Source organism: Halosimplex litoreum, assembly GCF_016065055.1.
GTDB lineage: Archaea > Halobacteriota > Halobacteria > Halobacteriales > Haloarculaceae > Halosimplex > Halosimplex litoreum.
Genome location: NZ_CP065856.1, coordinates 1,198,490 through 1,211,625 on the forward strand (window position 1 = coordinate 1,198,490; position 13,136 = coordinate 1,211,625).

Consider the following 13,136-nt stretch of genomic DNA (forward strand, 5'->3'; position numbering starts at 1 on the left):
AGGGGGGATATCTGTATCAGCAGTCATGGCTTTTCGATACTCAGAAGCTCTTCGATAGAGTAAACGTAGTACCCGACACTATCGGATTCGAAGACTGTTCCGCTCCTCCAACCTTTACTCATCACACTCCACCGAGCACCCGGGCGATTGGCCAGTGTCTCGGTTGTTGAGTCCCCATCTCCGCCGGTGTATACTTCTGAGAACGGCAACGGACCGACATGGTCGTCAGCCAAACCGATGTCGAACGAGTGGCCCAGTTCGTGCAGTTCTGTTTTCGCTGCGTAGAGCTCAGTCTCTGTATTATACGGAGAAACGGAGACGTGAGCCTGTCCGTTCTTGTAGTCGTCCTGTGCGAGCGTTTGCGCGTAGATCATGTGTCCGTTGAGTGGTATCGGTGCCGGCACCACTGAAGCGTCGAGATTATATCCGGTTGAATCTCCTGCAATATTATTTTTCTTCACCACAGATAAGTGGAGATCTGTATTCATGTCGGACTCGATACCAGTGAGAGCAGCTACCTCGGTGACGGTATCATCGCGTTTGAGGTCCAGATCGATCCCGTAAAGAGCGAGATTTTGTTCGATCCCCGCTTCCCAGACACTGTTGTTGAGGCGGTTTTCTGGAAGTCCAGCGATGAAGTCCGCTTCGACGGATATGCTGAGGTTCGGTGTGCTACCCCCTGTAGGATCCGTATGCCACTGCAACTCACCGATGTGAACGTTCGAGTGTTCCCGAGTACCATCCCGGTCGATGTCTGCGCCGATCGAAGACGACTGAAGCATGTCGTGAATGCCGACCTGCTTTTGAACGATTTCAGTACTATCGATCCCACCGCCAGTCAGCAGATTTTCACGATAAAGCACAACATTGGTTGTGAACTCCGAACTCACGTTGTAGACTCCGATCCAGCCATCCCAGTACCCGTCGCCGTCCGTGTCCGGATCCGTCGGATCCGTGTCGTAGCTCACCGACTCGTCTATCTCGACGAGATCGGAACTCACTGCTTCTGTCACATCGTGAACTTCCTGACCGTCGGTCAACCCGTCGTCGTCAGAGTCCGGATCCCACGGGTTGACGCTCCGCTTAAACACGAGCGATTTGTCGACCTCCTCTTCGTTCGACAGCCACGTGTCCGTCCGCACGACCGAATCCAGCGCGTGGAAGTCCACTCTGGCCAGGTCCTAGCCGAACGTCGGCCGGACGAAATCGAAGTCGTCGGTATCGGTGCTCAACGGGCCCGAGAAGAATTGGACGGTATCGATGGTTCGACCGTCCGTCGGCTCGTCCATATCGAGGGGAGCGGTTCGCGGCCAGACGGCTATCAGTACGTCGCCGTGTACTCCGCGTAGGTGACGTACCGGTACTGGCTTTCTCCACTACCCATGAGCCGTAATCCGACGACGCCGCCGTCAGCGTCGGTCGGTCGATCGACGCTGTCGTACCGTAGGTTGATGTAGTACGGTCGCGTCGGCGTGGTAACGGTAAACGACCGACCCCCACCCCAGTCGATCTCGACGGTTCCTAGGCCGGTTTCGTTGAGGACAGTTTCGTTTTGAGTGAGGAACACGACTTTGACGCCGTTCAGAACCACCGGACTCGCGTTCCCCTCCAAGGTGAACTGAACGGTCGTCGAGTGCCCGTCGTCGGTCTGGACACTGTCTGAGACTTCCGGAGCGACTGTCCACCCCTTCGATTCGTTCCCGACCTCGTGGCAACCGGCAGTCAAGACGAGAAGAACGACGAGATACTTCGCGTAACGAGTCATCGTCTATGTACTAGTCCCTCCTCACAGTCGCGATGTTATTGAATTCGATCGTCGATAGCTCCTCGAGGCTGAATGCGATGTAGTTCCCGTTCATCGGTGGGGCGTTGAGGTCGTCAACCCAGCCGCGAGTCATCACGCTCCAACGTGGGTCATTGTACCCGGGTATTCCGGAGTATTCCAAAGTCTCGTCAATTCCGTTTCTCTGAGCACCGCTGTATATTTCGCCAAATGGATTGAGTCCCTTCCCATCGTCTGCTCTACCCGCTCCGAGTATGTGCCCGATTTCGTGGGTGATGGTCTTCTGGAGATGAGTCGAACGACTGTGGTTTCTCGATCCGTTGTGATCCCGTGTAAACACGAGGACACCCCATCCGAATCCACCCACATCGTTTCCGTTCGTCGAAGCGATGCCTTGGGTACCGTTGAAGCTCGGAGCGAGGTACCCGGAGTTCTCGGCGCCTTTCGTTGTCACGAAGGTGTAGAGCTTAGACTTATCATCGTGCTCGATCTGCTCCAAAGCGACACTCTCTTCGTAACCTATCGGTAGTCCCACCTTTCCGTAGGGGAGTAGTTTGGTTCGAAGGCGGGAGCGGGAAAACGTATCAGACATAGTGAACGTGACATTGAATCCGTACAGTGCGTAGTTGTTGCTAACGTTCTCGAACAATTGTTCGAACCCGATCGGATGGGCGGAAGCGTTCTCGTACCGGTCGACTTCGACAGCGAGGTTGAGGTCGGGTTCGGATCCTGCGCCCATCGGATCTGCCGAATGTCCCGCTTTGCCGTCCCAGTACGTCTCGCCCAGGTGGATGTTCGAGTGTTCGCGTTTGCCGTCGCTGTCGACATCTGCGCCCGGTACCGGTCCTGAAACGTGATGTGTGCCGACCTGTTGTGGGACCACCTCGTCGCCTTCGACCCCGTCACCGGTGTAGAGATGTTCCTGATACAGGATCACGTTGTCGCTCCAGTCGACACCGTACACCCCGATCCAGCCGTCCCAGTACCCATCGCCGTCCGTGTCCGGGTCCGTCGGATCCGTCTCGTAACTCACCGACTCGTCCATCTCGACGAGGCCGGCACTGACGGTTTCCGTCACCCCGTGGATTTCCTGCCCGTCGGTCAGCCCGTCGTCGTCCGAGTCAGGATCCCACGGATTGACGCTCCCGTTGAACACGACCGATTTGTCGACTTCTTCCTCGTTCGAGAGCCACGTGTCCGTCCGCACGACCGAATCCAGCGCGTGGAAGTCCACTCTGGCGAGATCTTGCCCGAACGTCGGCCGGACGAAGTCGAAGTCGTCGGTCCGGTCGGTCAACTCCAGCGACGACAATTGCCCACGGCGCTCGACGATATGCGCGCCGATAGCCACACCCGCACGGCCATCCGCTGCCAGATCCTCGATGAGGTCTTGATGCTGCTCGGTCAGTTCGTACGTTACCTCCGACTTGGGGTCGGTGAACGTGGTCGCTTTCTCGACCCCGTCGACGAGACCGTCGCCGTCAGTGTCACGGTCCAGCGGGTCCGAAGCGACGTGTAGGCTCTCGACCGTTCGTCCGCTCTCCGGTGGATCGCTTTTCGAACGGTTGTAGTACCGATACGGGTCGCCACTTGCGGTTTCGACGACGGTAATGTTCCAGCCGCGGAACTCGTCGTCCAGCAAGCCGTCGCCGTCGGTATCGGGCATCGTCGGATGGGTCGTCGAATTGGCGACCAGCCGCACCGTCTCGCGCGTCTCGTTCGCGGGCAGTCGCCGCACCGAATACTCCTGACCGTCGGCAACCCCGTCGTCGTCAGTGTCCGGGTCTTTCCAGGACGTGTTGAACGTCTGGGTCGGCCGTATCCGCCCGGTCGTGCGGCCCGAATCCGTCGCCGCCCCGTGCTCGTACGTGTAGGTCTTGTTCTCCCAGCCGTTCCACAGCCCGTCGCCATCGGTGTCCGTCCGCGTCGTCACCTGCAGCCGCGTCGAGACGTTCGCCGACACCGCCCGCACCGTCACGTCAGTGCCCGGCTGGAACGCGTCCAGCGGAAGGTACTGGCGCACCGTCCCGACCGTCCCCAGCGTCAGATTGTACCGTTCGGTAATCTGACGGCGATTCCGCGGGTCGGCCGCCTGCTCGTACCCGCTCACGACCACCGTCGCGTTGGGGTCGATCCCCGTCTGCTCGGTCTGGTAGGTCAGGTCCAGCCCGCGGTCGCCGACCGCCGACGGCACGTCGTAACTCCATTCGAGCGAGCCGTTCATCGCGCGGTCGGAACCGCTGGCCTGCTCCCGCGTCTCGGGCACTTCGATGGTGATCGGCTCGTCCACGTCGAGACTGACGTTGCGCGGGTCAGTCGCCTGGCCGGTGAGGAACTGCCAATCGGTGATTTCGCCCGTCGTCAGCGGTTCGAGTCGCGCGGCACTGCCGAACGCCGACGCGACGGTAAACGTCGAGTTGACCAGCCCGCCGCGGTAGGCGCCGCCGTCGGTGTTTTGCCCGTTCCAGGTCCAATCGGGGTCCATCCCGTCGTCGGAGTAGTCGTCTTTCGCGGGTAGCTGGTCGTCTCTGACGACCCACCGGCCCTCTTCAGTCGGAAGCCCCGAGATATCGAGCGATGCCGCGCCACCCGACCCGTCGTTCGGAAGATCGTGAACCGTGACGAGGCTCAGTCCGTTGGGGCCCGCCCAGAAGAACAACCGACTCGTATCACTCGCCGCGACCGGGAGCGGCGAGTTGAGTTGCGCGCTCCCGTAGTTGTAGAATTTCTGGATCGATTGACCGTTACTCAGCGGCACGACCGAGAACTCCCGGTCGCCCTGCCGGACCACGATCTCCCTGGCGTCCGGCGTCCCGCCCAGCGTCGCCGTCGCGTTCGTCACGTTGCAATCGCCCGAACACGAGAGCCGACCCGCGTCCCGTTCGGTCTCGAGATCGACCGGCGCGACGCCGTCGACCCGGCGAGCCGACCGCCAGCTGTCCACGTCGATGACCGTGTAGTACGAGAACGAATCGGTCGTCACCGTCGCCGTCCCGTTCGCCCGGTCGAACGTAGCGCCAACGTTGTGCCAGTCGCCGCCGCGCGTCCCGTCCCACTTGTACACCGCCAGGTCGTCGTACTCGGACGGGTCGCGCGAGTTCGCGATCGCCAGTGTGAGCGTCGCGCTTTGGAAGCTCGTCCGGTTCTCGATGTGGACCGTTGGCCCGGCGCTGACGGTCTCGTTGCCCAGCGGACTCGGCGTCTCCTCGACCGTGACACCGCTGGCGACGTTCCCCGCGCCCGTTACCGACAGCGAGACGCCGATCGTCTCGTTCTCGATCCGCGTCGTGTACGTCTCGTTGCCGTCGTCGACGCCGTCGCCGTCGGTATCGGGGTCGAGCGGGTCGGTCTCGAACGGCGCGGTCGGCTCCTCGGCGTCGGTGAGGCCGTCGCCGTCCGAATCGGCGTCGAGCGGGTCCGTCCCGTTGGCCAACTCGGCAGGGTCGGAGACGCCGTCGGCGTCGCCGTCGGCGAACAGCGGCGCGGTTCCCTCGGCGACCTCCTCGGCGTTGGTCAGTCCGTCGCCGTCGGGGTCCTCCGCGCCGTCGACGGTCCCGTCGTCGTCCGTGTCCGCCACGAGTGGGTCGGTCTCGGTCAGGAACTCCTCGCGGTCGGTCAGGCCGTCACCGTCCGTGTCGGCGTCGAGCGGATCGGTCCCGATGTCGTGTTCGGTCAGTGTCCCGAGCGAGTCGTCGTCGAAGTCCGCCCGACCGTCGATCGTCCCGTCGTCGGCCTCGTCGGCGCCGGTCGCCGACGAGTCGCTGTCGGGGTCGAGCGGGTCCGTCCCGAGGACTTCGGTCTCGTAGGTCGCGTTCAGGCCGTCACCGTCGAGCCTGAGTGTCGCGTTCGCGCCGGTCGTTCCGTTGTTCCCGGCGACGGTCACACGAACGCGGTTCCCGCCCGCGTCGAGCGGCACCGAGACGGCGACCGGGAGACTTCGGTTCTCGGTGACGGTCAGGCCGGAGAGGTTCCGTTCGGCGACGCGCTCGCCGTCGACTGCGGCCGCGAGCGTCTCCAGCGAGACCGGACCGTCCGCCGAGACGTTCACGCCGACGGTGTAGTTGCCGGGTTCGCTCCGGTTCCGGATCGGGTCGTTTCTGGAGAGGACCGTCGCCGAGACGTTCCCGTCGAGCCGTCCGTCGGTCTCGTTGCCGTCACCAGCGCCAGTCTCGTTGCCCTCGCCGATGGTCCCGACAGGCAACGTCGCGTTCGTCCGCTCGACCGCCCGTTCGACGACGAAGTGGGCCTGTCGCCATGTCTCTCGCAACTGCCGGATCGCGCTCGCACGCAACCGGAGCGCCCGCCGTCCGTCTACGTCGCGCGCCCGAGACATCGTCTCCTCGGCGCGGTCGTAGGTCCGCTCGGCGTTGTCCAGATGCGCCTCCATACTGCGGACGATCCCCTCGTTGTCGATCGCTTCGCGAGAGTCGTTCAGCAGCCGTCGGGCATCGGTTATCTCCTGGGAGGCAGTCCGGTTATCCATCCGCACGACAGCGTCTGCGACCGCCGTCGCGTTGGCCTCCGTGTCGGTCCCGGCGAACGCCCGCAACGCTTGGATCCCCTTCGCGTCGTGATTGAACAGTTTCGTCGAGGACGCGCGGACCGGTCCGCGATAGTGTCGCCGCGAATCGTTGAATCGGCCGACAGCGCGGTCGCGCGCCGACTCGAACCGTCCCTTCGTCGCGGTCAGTTCCCTCGTGTCGTCGACCGCCTGTGCCTTCAGTGACTGGGGCGCGTTGTCCGCCGTGATTGATTCGTTGCCACCCGCCTCGACCACCCCGACCGAGACCAGCGGCGCGAACGTCGCCGTCACCAGCAGGTAGGCAGCCACCACTGCCCCCAGGCGACCAATAGATCCCATGACACGAACGAGAACCGCCCCGGTACAAAACACTACCTATATTACACGTTACCGGAACAGGTTTGTGTAGTGATTGGCGAGAGAACAGGCGTATCGCTGCCGACCAGCAGCGGCGCTGTCGAGCTCGATTCGAGCCGCCCCAGCGACGTCCGGACGGCCCAGCCCCGAATTCGGCACTGTCGACCGTCGCGTCCGCCGCAGACCGGTCACATCGTCGTGTAGCGGTCCTCGGCCCAGGGATTGGCGGTGTTGGAGTAGCCGCGTTTCTCCCAGTAGCCTCGCTGGGGTTCGGTGAGGAAGGTGACGCCGTCGACCCACTTGGCGCCCTTGTAGGCGTACTTGTGGGGAGTGACCACACGCAGCGGGCCGCCGTGGTCTGAGGGGAGCGGGTCGCCGTCGAGCTCGCGGACGAACAGGACCTCCTGTCGCATGCACTCGTCGAGTGGGAGGTTCGTCGTGTAGCCGTCCATCGCGCCGAACATGACGTGGACGGCGTCGTCGGCCACCCCGGCGCGCTCGGCGATCTCCGGGAACGGCACGCCCACGAACTCGTTGTCGAAGCGACTCCAGCCGGTGACGCAGTGGAAGTCCTGGCGCTGGGTGTCGGTGGGAAGGTCGCGGAACTCGTCCCAGGAGTAGGTCAGTTCTTCCTCGACGGCGCCGCGGACGGTGAACGTCCACTCGTCGGGATCGAAGTCGGGGGTGTCTTTCAGCGAGAGGACGGGGAACCGCTCGGTCTCGCGCTGGCCCGGCGGGAGCCGGTCGCCGTCGAACTCCTCGTGGATGTCGGTCACGTCGCGGATGCCCATGGACCTCCTTGTGCGGGACGGCCCCTAAGCGACCGGTCTGAGAACGCCGCGTGCCGTCGCCACCGAAGCCTGCGGCGGCCGGCCGACGGTTTATGGGTCCGGCGCCGATACGTCCGGGCGACCCGCGATGCCCGTCATCAGACTCGAAGCCGACTCGCCCGAGCGCACCCAGATCGGCGAGGGGCTCGTCAAGTTCGCCGTCCAGGCCGGTCGCCTGGAGACCGGCCGCGAGGAGGGGCGGTACTTTCTGGGCCACGGCGACGGCTGCGCCGTCGACGGCCGGCGGATCGCCCCCGGCGACCCGTTCGCTTTCGACACCGAATCCGGGGAGATCCGCTGTCTCGACCACGTCGAAGAGGGAACTGCGACCGCCCGTACCGAGCGCGAGTGAGGACGGACCGGGTACACCGACCGCCGCTCACTCGAGCGACGCCAGCACTGCCCCGAACGTCGCTATCGCTGGCTCGATCTCGGCGGCGACCTCGACGAACACGAGCGTCCGCGGCGGTCTCGTCGCTTTCGGTCGAACGCGCAGTCCCGCGTCCGTCGCCGCAGTAGCCGCTTTTTCGGGCGCGACACGGAACTCGACGCGTAGCCGCTCGGGATGTACGGAGACGTCCGCGAGCGTTCGCGATCCGGCCGCCACCGCGTAGGCGACCGTTCCGTCGACCGTCGGGTCCGGCTCGACCCGCTCGTCGACGACCGACAGCTCTCCGTCGTCGACGACCCCCGGGTCAGCGGTCGCGACCGCGTCCGCGAATCGCCGCGCGAGCGCTCGCCCGTCCAGCGGTTCCGAGACCATATCCGGGATCGGTGTGGCGGCCCGAAAAGGACCCCGCTCGGCCGCTCGGCGGCGGGACGGCGATCGACGGGTGCTCCACCAGCGGTTAGAAGATGTCTCCACGCGTCTCTCTCGTACGGACCATGGACACGACAGGGGGGCTGGGAGCGCTCGTGCGGAGCGCGCGGGTGAACGCGGCGATAGCCTGGGCCTTGCTGGTCGGGGTAGTCCTGCTCGCGGTCGGTCACACCGTCAGCGGCCGGGTCCTGTGGCTCGGGTTCGCCGCGGCAGTCCTCGCGCTCGCGGTCGTCCCACCGCTGGCCGCCCGGACCGCCTCCGAGATGCTCCCGTGGGAGGTGCTGGCGGTGACGGTCCTGCCGCTCGCCGGGGGGGTCGCGCTCCCGGCGGCGACCCGGCCGCTGGCTGCACACCTCGCGGTCGCGGCGCTGGCGCTCGTCCTCGCGGTCGAACTCCACCTGTTCACGGCCGTCCGACTGTCCGACCGATTCGCCGTCGTCTTCGTCGTGGTCGCGACGCTGGCGACGGCGGGCGTCTGGGCTGTCGCCGCGTGGCTCTCGGATCTGTTGCTCGGGACGGCGCTCGTGCCGAGCTTGCGGGCGCTGATGATAGATTTCACCGCCGCGACGGTCGCCGGCGTCGCCGCCAGCGTCGGCTTCACCGCCTACGTGCGACGGCTTGGCGCCGCGAACGCGCGGGTCCCCTGGGATCCGCCGTCGAATCCGGCCGTCACCGCCGCCGCGGACTCGACTCCGGCGTCGACCACGCCCGACACCGCGGTGCCGTCGCGCCGGATCCGCGACCGGCTCGGCGTCACCGAGCGTCGCCAGCGCCTGCTCGCCCGAACGCTCCAGCTCGCGCTCGTCGCGCTGCTGGTCGCCGGGCTCGTGGACCGACATCTGGGCGTCGTGGTCAACTGCGCGGCCGCACTGGTCGTCACCGAACTCCCGGCCGCCCTCGAACGGGACTACCGGCTGGCGGCGGACCCCGGACTCGTCCTCTGGATCACGGGGGCCGTGTTCGTCCACGCGGTGGGCATCGCCGGCCCCTACGACAACGTCTGGTGGTACGACCACCTCGCCCACGCGCTGTCGGCGTCGGTCGTCGCCGCCGTCGGGTACACCGCCGTCCGTGCCGTCGTGGACCACTCCGACTCCGTGTCGGTCCCGCCGCGATTGCTCGCGGTGTTCGTCGTGCTGGTCGTCGTCGCGGCCGGCGTCGTCTGGGAAGTCGTCGAGTTCCTCGTCGCCGAGTTCGCCCGGGCCACCGGCGTCGGCGACGTGCTGATCCAGTACGGCCTGACCGACACGATGCTCGATCTGGTCTTCGACGTGGCCGGTGGACTCGTCGTCGCGCTGTGGGGCCACGCCTCCCTCGCCGGCCCGGTCGAGACGCTGATCCGGTGGCTCGACGAGCGAAGCGCCCGCTGAATCGCGCTAGACTCCGTCCGAACCACGGACGGCTCGCGGCGACCCCACCTTGCCGGGTCGCTCAGTCCCCGGGCTCCGCGGGGACCGATTCCGGTTCCGCCGAGACCGGGTCGTTCGACTCGAGCCACGTCTCGGCGTCGAGCGCGGCCATGCTGCCCATGCCGGCGGCGGTGACGGCCTGCTGGTACTCGCGGTCCATCACGTCGCCTGCGGCGAAGACGCCGTCGGTCGCTGTCGCCGTCGTGGCCCACGCGTCGACGCCGTCGGCAGTGCGCACGTAGCCGCCCCCGTCGAGTTCGACCGGGGTGTCCCGCAGGAACTCGGTGTTCGGTTCGTGGCCGATAGCGTAGAAGACGCCGCCGATATCGACCTCTTCGACGGTGACGTCCTCGCCGGCCTCGCGTTGCTCCGTCGGGTACCCGTCGGGGTGTGAGACGAGCCTCGCACCGGTGACGCCCGCCTCCTGGGAGCCCTGGACGGCGAGCAGTTCCGTGTTCCATCGGAACTCGACGTCGTCGTGCTCGCGCGCGCGGTCGGCCATGATCTCCGAGGCCCGCAGCTCCTCGCGGCGGTGCAGCACCGTCACGGAGTCGGCGAACTTCGCGAGGAACAGGGCCTCTTCCATCGCGCTGTCGCCACCGCCGACGACGAGTACGTCGTCGCCCCTGTGGAAGGCGCCGTCGCAGGTGGCACACGTCGACAGGCCGTAGCCCATCAGTTCGTCCTCGCCGTCGGCGCCGACCCAGCGGGCGCTCGCGCCGGTCGCGACGACGAGCGCGCGCGTTCGCAGCCGCTCGCCCGTCGACAACTCCAGCAGCTTGGGCTGGCCGGTGAGGTCGGCCGACTCGATGGTGCCGTGGCGGAACTCCGCACCGAACCGCTCGGCCTGCTCGCGGCCCCGCTGGACGAGGTCCATCCCGCCGACGCCCTCGGGGAACCCGAGGTAGTTCTCGACGTCGGTCGTGAGCGTCAGCTGCCCGCCGGGCTCGTCGCCCTCCAGTACGAGCGGGTCGAGGTCGGCCCGCGCCGCGTAGACGGCCGCCGAGAGCCCGGCGACGCCGGACCCGGCGATCACCAGGTTCCTGGTGCCCTCGCTCATCTATTCGGCGTACCTCCCGATCAGCGCTCGGAGCTGGTCCTCGCCCTGGACGCCCACGACCTCCTCGACCTGCTCGCCGTCGGCGAACAGCACGAGCGTCGGGACGCCGCGGACGCCGTAGGCGCCGGCGAGCTGCTGGTTCGCGTCGACGTCGACCTTCGCGACCGCGGCCTCGGTCTCGGCCGCGAGCGTCTCGACGACCGGCTCGAGCATCTGGCACGGCCCGCACCAGTCGGCGTAGAAGTCCGCGAGGACGACGTCGTTGTCCGCGACGAACTCGTCCAGGGCGGCCCGCCCGTCGACCTGACGGGGCGCCTCGGGCGCGGTAGCGTCTGCATCGGGAGCTGATTCGACTGTCATCGATCCTCGCTACGCGCCGTCAGTAATTAAGAGTTTTGGACATAGTATGCAAGACCATCGTCCGCTCGACGACCGGCGCGGTCCGAGCTGGACGACAGACCGGATACGGGAGCGAAGCGGCCAGGACGAGCCGGACGGTCGAGAGCGCGGCGACGAGGCGACCGGGTAGAACGGTGGGAGAACGCGGGGAGCGGGAGGCGAGCGAACGAGTCGGTCAGCTCTCGGCCGAGCTGGCGGCCACGTCGGTCCCCTCGTACTTCGTCTCGAACTCCTGGATGAGCTGGCCCATCTTGGCGTACCAGTCGTTGAGCATGCGCTGCATGTCGTCGGCGATCTTGTCGGGATCGGTCGGTTTGTAGACGTGGTAGTAGCCACCCTGGTCGTAGTTGACCTGCTCTTTCTGGATGAATCCGGACTGGAGCAGCCGCTGAACGGCACGGTAGGCGGTCGAACGCTCGCGGTCGACCGCGTCGGCGACCTCGTCGACGGTGAGCGGTTCGTCGGTGGAGACCAGCGCCTGAAAGACGTCCCTGTCGAGCTGTTTGAGCCCGTGGAAGCACTCTAACAGCCCCTCGCACTCCATGTCCTGCTGCAGTTGTTCCGACATCGAATCTGGCATCTGTATCACTCGAAGTTAAGCAATACGCGACCATAAGACTTGTGCATAGATTGCACAATTTCATCCACGAGTCGGGGGGACGACGAGCGGGAGGAGGCGGGGAGTCGGTCCGGGGCGGCGACCGGACGCGGAGGCGGTCGTCAGTCCGCGGTGGTGGTCGAGTAGCCGGTCTCCGACCGGAGGGCCCGGACCGAACTGACGACGACTGCGCCGGAGACGAGCGCGGCCGCGCCGAGGATGACGACCAGCGAGACCGTCTGGAGGACGGGGACGTCCGCGAACTCTCCGACCTTGCGGATCGCGACGGCCAGCGCGCCCAGCAGGAGCATCACGCCGAAGTACACCTTGATCTCGTCCTCGTCGACGAGGTCGGTCGCCGCGGCGCCCAGCCGCGCGCCGAGGGCGCTCCCGGCCAGCAGCGGGACGACGATCGACAGGTCGACCGCCCCGTCGATCGCGTAGAGGAAGCTCCCGATCCCGCCCGAGAAGACGATCTCGAAGAGGTCGGTCCCGACGGCGACCGGGACCGGCACGCCGATGAGATAGAACAGCGCGGGCATGCGGATGAACCCGCCACCGACACCGAGGAACCCCGACAGCAGGCCGGTCGCGAACGCCACCCCGAGGATCATCCACAGCGACACGGAGATGCCACCGCGGAGGTTCATCATCGGGGGCACCCGGTAGGACTGGATCTTCTTGGCGATGTCGGGGATGTCCTCGTCGTCGACGTCGGCCTCGCCCTCCGCGTCGTGGCTGATGCCGCCACCGCCACCACCCCGCGTCGCGGTGTAGGTGATGAACACGCCGATACCGCCCAGCAGGGCGACGTAGATGACGCTGACGACGGTGTCGGCCAGCCCGATGTCCTGCAGCCAGTGCAGCCCCAGCTTCCCGACCTCGATCCCCGCGGTCGTCCCGGCGATCATGAGGACGCCGAGCTTGTAGTCGACCTGGCCGAGGTCGCGGTGTTTGAGCGTCGCGATCACCGACGTGGCGAACACGAACGCCAGCCCGGAGGCGACGGCCACGTCCGTCTCGTAGCCCATCACCATCAGCGCGGGCGTGACGAGAAAGGACCCCCCCATCCCGAAGAAGCCGAAGAGGAGACCGATCAGTACCCCGAAGCCGGCGAACAACGCGAGCAGGGTGACTGCGACGCCGAACAGCTCCATCACGAATCACCCCGCAGCGCCGCGACGAGCCGCGGGCCGACCAGGCGTTCGAGGAACCCGTAGCCGACGTACAGGACGATCGCCTCCACCAGTACGACCCCGATCACGAGCGCGGCACCGTCGACGCCGGCCGCGCTCTCAAGCCCGAACATTCGTCGACACCTCGATCGATATTGCGCGTTTCATGGATTTCTACTCACG

At 66.0% G+C, this 13,136-nt stretch carries 13 protein-coding genes; 3 read left to right on the plus strand and 10 right to left on the minus strand.

The genetic code is table 11. The features are described from left to right. Positions 1-23 precede the first annotated feature (23 nt). The 4 genes from I7X12_RS05875 to I7X12_RS05890 form a co-directional block, all read right to left on the minus strand. Positions 24-1,169 (minus strand): hypothetical protein, encoded by a 1,146-nt coding sequence (locus I7X12_RS05875; RefSeq protein ID WP_198062925.1) that lies wholly within the window; start codon positions 1,167-1,169, stop codon positions 24-26. 152 nt (positions 1,170-1,321) lie between these two features. Beyond that, positions 1,322-1,765 (minus strand): hypothetical protein, encoded by a 444-nt coding sequence (locus I7X12_RS05880; RefSeq protein WP_198062926.1) that lies wholly within the window; start codon positions 1,763-1,765, stop codon positions 1,322-1,324. A gap of 10 nt (positions 1,766-1,775) precedes the next feature. Continuing rightward, positions 1,776-6,644, minus strand: a complete 4,869-nt coding sequence (locus I7X12_RS05885) for a hypothetical protein (protein WP_198062927.1) — start codon at positions 6,642-6,644, stop codon at positions 1,776-1,778. A gap of 206 nt (positions 6,645-6,850) precedes the next feature. Further along, entirely contained in the window at positions 6,851-7,453 is a 603-nt protein-coding gene (locus tag I7X12_RS05890) for a sulfite oxidase-like oxidoreductase (protein ID WP_198062928.1), read from the minus strand. Between the two features lie 127 nt (positions 7,454-7,580). Here I7X12_RS05890 and I7X12_RS05895 point away from each other — a divergent pair, with 127 nt between their 5' ends. Then, a complete protein-coding gene (locus tag I7X12_RS05895; protein ID WP_198062929.1) occupies positions 7,581-7,844 on the plus strand; it encodes a hypothetical protein in 264 nt (87 codons plus the stop codon). Positions 7,845-7,871: 27 nt separating this feature from the next. Here the strand turns inward: I7X12_RS05895 and I7X12_RS05900 are convergent, their stop codons facing one another. Next, entirely contained in the window at positions 7,872-8,255 is a 384-nt protein-coding gene (locus I7X12_RS05900; protein WP_198062930.1) for a hypothetical protein, read from the minus strand. Between the two features lie 122 nt (positions 8,256-8,377). Here I7X12_RS05900 and I7X12_RS20775 point away from each other — a divergent pair, with 122 nt between their 5' ends. After that, complete coding sequence (locus tag I7X12_RS20775; RefSeq protein ID WP_332309549.1) at positions 8,378-9,682, plus strand: hypothetical protein; 1,305 nt, start codon at positions 8,378-8,380, stop codon at positions 9,680-9,682. A 61-nt stretch (positions 9,683-9,743) separates the two neighbouring features. Here the strand turns inward: I7X12_RS20775 and I7X12_RS05915 are convergent, their stop codons facing one another. After that, positions 9,744-10,781, minus strand: coding sequence for an NAD(P)/FAD-dependent oxidoreductase (locus tag I7X12_RS05915; RefSeq protein ID WP_198062931.1), 1,038 nt, complete (start codon positions 10,779-10,781; stop codon positions 9,744-9,746). Continuing rightward, the gene (gene trxA / locus I7X12_RS05920; RefSeq protein ID WP_198062932.1) at positions 10,782-11,141 is read right to left on the minus strand and encodes a thioredoxin; all 360 of its coding nucleotides are present in this window, start codon (positions 11,139-11,141) and stop codon (positions 10,782-10,784) included. It abuts the gene before it with no gap. 46 nt (positions 11,142-11,187) lie between these two features. Between trxA and I7X12_RS20670 the strand changes: the two genes are divergently transcribed. After that, a complete protein-coding gene (locus I7X12_RS20670) occupies positions 11,188-11,310 on the plus strand; it encodes a hypothetical protein (RefSeq protein ID WP_269750354.1) in 123 nt (40 codons plus the stop codon). Positions 11,311-11,355: 45 nt separating this feature from the next. Here I7X12_RS20670 and I7X12_RS05925 read toward each other — a convergent pair whose 3' ends face one another. The 3 genes from I7X12_RS05925 to I7X12_RS05935 form a co-directional block, all read right to left on the minus strand. Beyond that, a complete protein-coding gene (locus tag I7X12_RS05925) occupies positions 11,356-11,760 on the minus strand; it encodes a helix-turn-helix domain-containing protein (RefSeq protein WP_198062933.1) in 405 nt (134 codons plus the stop codon). A 140-nt stretch (positions 11,761-11,900) separates the two neighbouring features. Beyond that, the gene (locus I7X12_RS05930; RefSeq protein ID WP_198062934.1) at positions 11,901-12,935 is read right to left on the minus strand and encodes a sulfite exporter TauE/SafE family protein; all 1,035 of its coding nucleotides are present in this window, start codon (positions 12,933-12,935) and stop codon (positions 11,901-11,903) included. Next, a complete protein-coding gene (locus I7X12_RS05935) occupies positions 12,935-13,087 on the minus strand; it encodes a DUF7512 family protein (RefSeq protein ID WP_198062935.1) in 153 nt (50 codons plus the stop codon). Before I7X12_RS05935 ends, I7X12_RS05930 begins: the two co-directional genes overlap by 1 nt. Between the last annotated feature and the right edge of the window lie 49 nt (positions 13,088-13,136).